The organism is Nonomuraea sp. NPDC049784, assembly GCF_040659615.1.
In the GTDB taxonomy this organism is placed as follows: Bacteria; Actinomycetota; Actinomycetes; order Streptosporangiales; family Streptosporangiaceae; genus Nonomuraea.
In genome coordinates this window covers 1-7405 of sequence record NZ_JBFAMX010000518.1, presented here as the reverse complement: position 1 = coordinate 7405, position 7405 = coordinate 1, and the positions used below count along the sequence as shown (strand labels likewise).

5 protein-coding genes are annotated in these 7405 nt (G+C 70.7%); 4 read left to right on the top strand and 1 reads right to left on the bottom strand.

Annotated elements, in window-relative coordinates; genetic code table 11:
* The 4 genes from AB0J09_RS50280 to AB0J09_RS50265 all read left to right on the top strand — a co-directional run.
* Positions 1–945, top strand: a 945-nt coding sequence (locus AB0J09_RS50280; protein WP_360708325.1) for a sugar ABC transporter permease, incomplete at its 5' end; no start/stop codon positions are given.
* Positions 942–1811 carry a carbohydrate ABC transporter permease gene (locus AB0J09_RS50275; protein ID WP_360708323.1) on the top strand — a complete coding sequence of 290 codons (870 nt, stop codon included), beginning with the start codon at positions 942–944 and terminating at the stop codon, positions 1809–1811. The genes AB0J09_RS50280 and AB0J09_RS50275, both read left to right, overlap by 4 nt.
* Positions 1811–2647 (top strand): NAD(P)-dependent oxidoreductase, encoded by an 837-nt coding sequence (locus AB0J09_RS50270; RefSeq protein ID WP_360708320.1) that lies wholly within the window; start codon positions 1811–1813, stop codon positions 2645–2647. Before AB0J09_RS50275 ends, AB0J09_RS50270 begins: the two co-directional genes overlap by 1 nt.
* 101 nt (positions 2648–2748) lie before the next feature.
* A complete protein-coding gene (locus AB0J09_RS50265) occupies positions 2749–6672 on the top strand; it encodes a glycosyl hydrolase family 28-related protein (protein WP_360708317.1) in 3924 nt (1307 codons plus the stop codon).
* Between the two features lie 267 nt (positions 6673–6939).
* Here AB0J09_RS50265 and AB0J09_RS50260 read toward each other — a convergent pair.
* The coding region (locus tag AB0J09_RS50260) for a substrate-binding domain-containing protein (protein ID WP_360708314.1) at positions 6940–7405 on the bottom strand (466 nt) is incomplete at its 5' end.

Sequence of the window (7405 nt, the reverse complement as noted above, 5' to 3'; positions counted from 1 at the left end):
GGCGGCGAGAGCCGCCGGCCCCCGGCCGGGGCCCCGGCACGCCGCCGGCGCTTCCGCACCGAAGCCGTCTCCGGCTATCTGTTCGTCGCCCCCGCGGTGATCCTCTTCGCCGTGATGGGCCTGTACACCATCGGCTACGGCTTCGCGCTCAGCTTCGCCACGTGGAACGGCTTCACCCCGAACTGGAAGTGGGTCGGCCTCGACAACTACGCCGACCTGCTCTGGCGCGACCCGGTGTACGCGCCCCCGGTGCAGGCCGCGGCACTCAACACCCTCTGGGTAATGATCTTCGTGCCGCTGCTGACCGTCGCCGTGTCGTTCCCCCTGGCCGTCCTGCTCAACCAGGTCAAGCGGCTACAGGGCGTGCTGCGCTCGATCTACTTCGTGCCGTACGTGACCAGCGGTATCGCTGTGTACTTCGCCTGGCGGTACATCCTGCAGCCGGACGGCGCCATCAATTTCCTGCTCGGACAGCTGGGGCTCGGCTCCTTGCAGGAGCCGCAGGGCTGGCTCGGCAACCCTGACACCGCGCTCGGCACCCTCATCGTGGTCATCGTCTGGGGCAACGTCCCGGTCGCCATGCTGCTGTACCTGACCGGACTGCAGGGCATCAACCCCAGCGTGCTGGAGGCCGCCCAGCTGGACGGCGCCGGCTGGTGGCGCACCAACCTGTCCGTCGTCTGGCCCCTGCTGATGCCGCTGACCGCTATCAACGTGCTGCTCAACCTGCGCGAGTCGCTGCACGGCTTCCAGACCTTCCTGGTGATGACCAACGGCGGACCCGGCGACCACACCAACGTCCTGGGTCTGGAGGCCTACCGGCTGGCCTTCCTGGAGAACCTCAATCCCACCCTGGGCCTGTCCAGCGCCCTTGGCTGGATCCTGTTCGCGGTGGCGATGGTGCTCGCCCTGATCAACCTGCGAGTGCTGAGGAGCCGCGTATGACCACCGCCGACCTGGTCGCGCCCCGCCGCGCCGACACCCGCGCGGCGGGTCGGACCGTCGCCCGCGCGGTCGTCCTGCTGCTGCTGATCGGCTACGCGCTCGTCAGCCTGTACCCGTTCCTGTGGATGGTCTCGGCCGCCTTCAAGAACCAGATCGAAGTGGTCAGGGGCGGCCACCTCATCCCCGAGAGCCCGACCCTCGCCACGCTCACCGAGACCTGGAACAAGCTCCACTTCTTCGACTACTTCCTCAACAGCGTGCTGGTCACCACCTACACGGTGGTGCTGACGCTGGCGGTCTACGCGGCTGCCGGCTACGCCTTCGCCGTACTGCGCTTCAAGGGCCGCAAGGCGCTGTCGCGGATGTTCGTGGGGCTGCTGTTCGTGCCCGGTGTGACGGTGATGCTGCCGATCGTGATCCTGGAGAACAAGCTCGGTCTGCTCGGCACCCACTGGGGGCTGGTGCTGCCCTTCGTCAACGGGGGCGCACCGATGTCCATCCTGCTGATGACCGCGGCGTTCAGCGCCATTCCCGGTGAACTGCGGGACTCCGCACGTGTCGACGGGGCTTCCGAGTTCCGGATCTTCGCCGGCATCTACCTGCCGCTGGCCAAGCCCGCGCTGGTCACGGTCGCGCTGCTGACCGCGGTCCCGACGTGGAACGAGTATCTGCTCACCCGGGTCTCGCTCAACGACCCGGACACCTACACGCTGCCGCTCGGCCTGCAGACGCTCGCCGCAGAGAACATCCCGCAGTACAACAACCTGATGGCGGGCGCGCTCATCGTGGTCGTGCCGGTGATTCTGCTCCTCCTCTTCCTGCAGCGCTACTTCGTCAGCGGCCTGGTCGGTGCGGTGAAGGGCTGATGCGCGTACTCGTCACCGGAGCCGCCGGTCATATCGGCCCGTACGTGATCCGGGAACTGGCCGAACACGGCCACCGGATCACCGCCACCGATGTGGAGCCGGTCGAGGCCCCCGAGGCCGACAGGGTGCGCGTCGGCGACCTGCGGGACCCGGAACTGGTGCGCTCCGCCATGGCCGGCGCCGACGCGGTCGTGCATCTGGGCGCCATCCCGCACCCCGTGTCGGATGATCCGAGCGGACTGTTCGCCACCAACTGCCTGACCGCGCACCGGGTGCTGGACGAGGCCGGCCGGACCGGGGTGCGGCGCGTCGTCGCCGCCTCCAGCCTGGCCGCCGTGGGCCTGGCCTGGGCTCCTCACCCACACCGGCCGCGCTATCTGCCGCTGGACGAGGAGCACCCCATCCTGGTGGAGGACCCGTACGGGCTGTCGAAGCTCGTGCTGGAGGAGATCGCGCACGCCACCCACCGGCGCTGGGGCACGGACGTCGTTTCGCTGCGCATGCCGTTCACCGGCACCGACACCCGGCTGAAGGCCCAGTTGGCCGAGGTTGTGGCGGACCCCGAGGCGCACCGCAACGACCTGTGGGCATGGCTGGACACCCGCGACGCCGCGACGGCGGTGCGGCACGCGCTGACCGTTGAGCTGCGCGGCAGCCACGTGGTGAACGTCGCCGCCCCGGACACCTCGGCGCCCCTGCCCACCATGGAGCTGCTCGACCGGTATCTGCCCGAAGCCCCGGTGCACACCGAGCTCACCGGCCACACCTCGCTGGTCGACAGCTCGGCCTGCGCCAAGCTGCTGGGCTTCCGCCCGAGCCGCAGCTGGCGCACCTGACCCATCTCCCGACGACGTGCCGCAGGCAAGCAAGCACCGCCACCCCGTGTGACCGGCGACGGGGCGCCATGCTCCGCCGCCCCGAGACCAGGAGGTTGCAAGTGTTACCCCATCCGCCCGTACGGCGCAGCGCACGCCGCGCCGTCGTCCTGCTGTCGGCCGCGCTGATGCTGTGGGCTCCCGCGCCGCACGCCACCGCGGCCTCGCCGCCCGTGATGTACCCGAGCGGCGTCGGCGCCGACCTCGGCGTGACTCCCAAGACGCTGGGCGTCCGCGCTGCCGCCGGGGAGGACCCCGAGGGCCTGCGCACCGGTGAGGTGGACGGCAGGTCGTACTGGCAGACCGACCCGGCCGCGGGCACCTCCTATCTGACCTTCGACCTCGACGATGAGTACGTGGAGCAGCTGGCCGCCGCCGACCTCGTCGTCAGCGTCACCTACCGCGACACCGGCGCCGGCGAACTGACCCTGCGCCAGGGTGCCGACGGCACCGACTCCGCCCTGTCCTTCACCGGCAGCGGCCAGTGGAAGACCGGCGCCTTCGCGCTGACCGACGCCGACCTGACCGGCGGCGCCGACGTGCTGCGCCTGTCCGGTCGCAGCGGCGACGCGGCGCGGGACATCACGATCGCCGCGATACGAGTCGGCTCGGTCGGCGCGTTCGTCACCCTCGGGGCTTCCCCGGAGACCGGCGGCATCACGCCGCGCTCCGGCGATTCCTCCACTGGCCTCGTGACCGGCGAGCACGACGGACGTGGCTACTGGCAGACGAACCGAAACGCGCCCGCGCCCGGCGCGAACTTCTTCTACATGAACGTCGCAGACACCTACCTCTACGACACCACCGACACGGTATTCGTCAGCGTCGACTACCTCGACGAGGGCAACGGCAAGTTCGGGCTGCACTACGACTCGCCGGGTACGGAGATCCCGCAGAAGTTCAAGAACTCGGAGGTCGTCTCGTACGGCGACTCCGGCACCTGGAAGACGTACACCTTCGCCCTCGACGACGCGATCCTGACCAACCGCTCCAACGGCTCCGACTTCCGTATCCACACCGCGGGCTCCGCCACGGAGCTGAAGGTCGCGGCTGTACGGGTCGCGGTGGCACCCGCCGTGCTCGAGCCCGCGCAGGGCCTGGAGAACCTCATCGACGCGGCCGGGCTGAAGCTGCTCGCGGCTCGGGAGGGCAGCCGCGACGGCCAGTACCCGGCTGGGGCCAGGGACGGGCTGACCGCGGCGATCGCCGACGCGAAGGAGGTCGCGAAACGGGAGGACGCCACCGAGGAGCAGCTGCGGCAGGCCCTGCACGCGCTGAACGACGCGCTTCAGAACTTCCTCGACTCCGCGGTCGTCACCGACCTCGCCCGCGGGGCCAAGCTCACCGCGAGCAGCGCCCCCGACGACGCGGCGCTGGCCGCCGACGGGGACAGCACGACCACGTGGACCAGTGGCGAGAGCGGCGCAGGGGAGTGGCTGCAGGCCGACCTCGGCAAGGCCAAGGCCGTCAACGACGTGCGCGTCCACTGGGCTTCACGCTACGCCTCCCGGTATGCCGTCCAGGTCTCCCGCGACGGCGAACACTTCCAGACCGTCGCCCAGTCCGGCGGCGGCGACGACAAGGAGATGCGCACCCGCTTCGAGACGGCGACCGCCCGCTATGTACGGCTGTCGCTGACCGGCTACGCGGAGGGCGCCAAGCGGTTCGCCGTCGGCGCCTTCGAGATCCGCAACGAGCGCGCCGTGCAGGGCGAGCAGGAGCTGGTGAGGACGGAGTATCCGACCGAGTCCCCGGTCGTGGCCGACTTCGACGTGCGCGACTACGGGGCCGACCGCAGGGGTGAGAGGGACGCCACCAAGGCAATCCAGCAGGCGCTGTACGACTGCTACGACGCCGGCGGCGGCACCGTGTGGCTGCCCGCGGGCACCTACCGGGTCACCGACACCCTGGAGGTCCACTCCTTCTGCACCCTGCGCGGCGACCGCCGTGACCCCGACCACGGCAAGGGCGGCTACGGCACCGTCATCTCGGCCGACCTGCCGGCCGGCGACGACGGACCCGCGCTGATCCGCGTCGGCGGCAGCGCCGGCGTCATCGGGCTCACCACGTACTACCCGCGGCAGAGCGCGACCGACCCGGTGCCGTACAACCACACCTTCCAGATCCCCGGCCGGGCTTGGATCGGCAACGAGAACTACATGATGACGACGATCTCCGACGTCACCATGCTCAACTCCTACCGCGGCATCGGCATCAGCACCTACCGCAACGACCGCGGCGAGAGCGCGAGCTCGGGCCAGGTCCACGAGTCGGCGACGCTGCGCAACATCAAGGGCACGGTGCTGGCCGAGGGCGTCCGCGCCTACAACGGCGCCGACGTCGGCACCTGGGAGAACATCACCCTCTCCAACGCCTATTGGGCCGACGCCCCTGCCGCCTACCGGCCGCCGCAGCGTGCCGCGCTGGACGCGTGGACCCGCGCGCACGGCACCGGTCTGGTCCTCGGTGACCTGGAGTGGGACCAGTTCTACCGGATCAGCCTGGCTGACTACCGCACCGGCATCCACATCGTGCCCGGCCAGCGCGCTCAGTTCACCGGTGCCTTCATCGAGGCGGACGTCCGCCGTACCGATGTGGCGCTGGAGACGGAGGACTTCGACTCCCGCTGGGGGATGTCGTTCGCCTCCAGCACCCTCGAAGGCAGCCAGGCCGCGGTACGGAACAAGTCGCAGGCATACGTCAAGGTCACTGACACCGAGCTGAAGGGCGCCACCGAGGGCACCGTCCACCGGCTGTCCGGCCAGGTGCCACGCTACGAGCCGAAGCCGCTGCCCCGGCCTGCCCGCGCCGCGCTGTACGTCGCGGATCAGGCGCCGCGTACCAACGGCATCGTGCCGCAGCGGGACGCGACCGCCGCCATCCAGCGGGCGCTGGACCAGTCCGGCCGAGCCGGTGGCGGCATCGTCTATCTGCCCGCCGGCTGGTACCGGATCGACGGCCACCTCACCGTCCCCGAGGGCGTCGAGCTGCGCGGCGCGTCCGCGGTGGCCAACCGGGACCTGCTCGGCGCCAGCGCCGGCACGGTGCTCTGGGCGTACGAGGGCCGTGGCACGGCCAACCCCGACACCGCCACCGCCCTCATCACCCTCGACGGAGACCGGGCCGGCGTACGCGGACTGCGCGCCTTCTACCCGGAGAACAACCCCGCCGTGGAGGGAGGACTGAAGCCTTACCCGTACACCATCCGCGGCAACGGGACGGGCACGTATGTGATGGACATCGGCGTGCCCAACGCGTGGAACGCCGTCGACATGGCCACCCACGCCAACGACGGCTTCACAGTCCGCAAGCTCGCCGGCGCGTACTTCAGCCACGGCATCACGGTCGGCGTGAGCGAGGGCGGCCGGATCGAGGGCGTCCTGTCCAACGGCAACGCCGTCACCCGCGTCGGCTACGCGCTGCCGGACTGGGCGCAGGAGAAGAACATCTTCCCGCAGGTGATCGACGACCCGATGCGCAAGCAGGCGCGGATCGTCACGGTCGACGGGGCCCGCGGCCTGACGCTGTTCGACGTGTTCGGCTACGGCTTCCACGACGGGCTTGTCGTCCGCTCCGGCGGGGTCACGGCGTTCAACCTCGGTACGGACAACCTCGGCGGCGACGGCCACACCGTCGACGCGGGCGACACGGCGAAGGTCACCGCGGTCAACGTGATGCGCTACAACGGCGCCACGCTGCGCGGCCCGGCACGGCTGATCAACGTGATGGCGATCAACATGGCACAGCAGACGGTCCGCGCAACCGCGGAACCGGCGGAGGGCGGCACCGTGTCCATCGGCGGCTACGAGACCGAGCCGGGGAAGTACGAGAAGGGCAGCACGGTCACGTTCACCGCGCGACCCGCGGCCGGATACCGCGTCACCGGCTGGACGGTGAACGGCGCCGACGCGGGCGGTGAAGCCGAGCTCAAGCTCAGCGTGAGCGCGGACCTGACGGTGACGGCACGCTTCGCGAAGGTGGACTGAGTCCCGGAGGCGGGACGGCTCACCGTGGCCGGGGCGACTCATGTCGTCCCGGCCACCGGGCGTCAACCCCGGGCTCGGCGAGCGGCACGGACGGGCGGGGAGTCCGCGACACCGGTCGCAATCGGCGGTGGGTCTGGTCGGGTCAGCGTTGAGGCGTCATACCCGTGCCGACGGCGCTGGCGCTGTGGTGTCACCGGCAGGGCCCACCCTCACGACCAGGCTGTGCGCGCAAATCGTTAAGATGCTCCCGAAATCTAGGAGGCGATGTCAAGAGTTCGCCCTGCGGCCGTCAGTCCTCCGGGTGGATTGACGGCGTACGAGGCGCGCCGGGACGACCAGCTCGGTGGACGGCTCGTCGATGGCGCCGCGCACCCGTTCGAGCAGCCGCACGGCCGTGACCTGGCCGATCTCGCGTGCCGGGTTGGCCATGGTGGTCAGGCCGGGCGAGACCATGCCGGCGGCGTCGATGTCGTCGAAGCCCATCACGGCCAGATCCTCGGGGACGCGCAGGCCCCGTTGCGCCGCCACGTCCAGGGCCCCGATCGCCATGACGTCGTTCGCGCACAGGACGGCGTCGGGCGGCTCCGCGAGCTCCAGCAGCCGTGTCACGCCCTCCGCGCCGCCCGCGCGGCTGAAGTGGGTGTGCGCCACGAGGGCCTGGCCGGCCGCCACGCCAGCGGCGGCGAGCGCCGCGCGGTAGCCGGCCACGCGCTCGGCCGCCGGGCCCTCGGCG

Bases quoted from the DNA above. Each gene is read 5' to 3' on its own strand.
- AB0J09_RS50275 (WP_360708323.1), top strand. From the start codon at position 942: ATGACCACCGCCGACCTGGTCGCGCCCCGCCGCGCCGACACCCGCGCG.
- AB0J09_RS50270 (WP_360708320.1), top strand. From the start codon at position 1,811: ATGCGCGTACTCGTCACCGGAGCCGCCGGTCATATCGGCCCGTACGTG.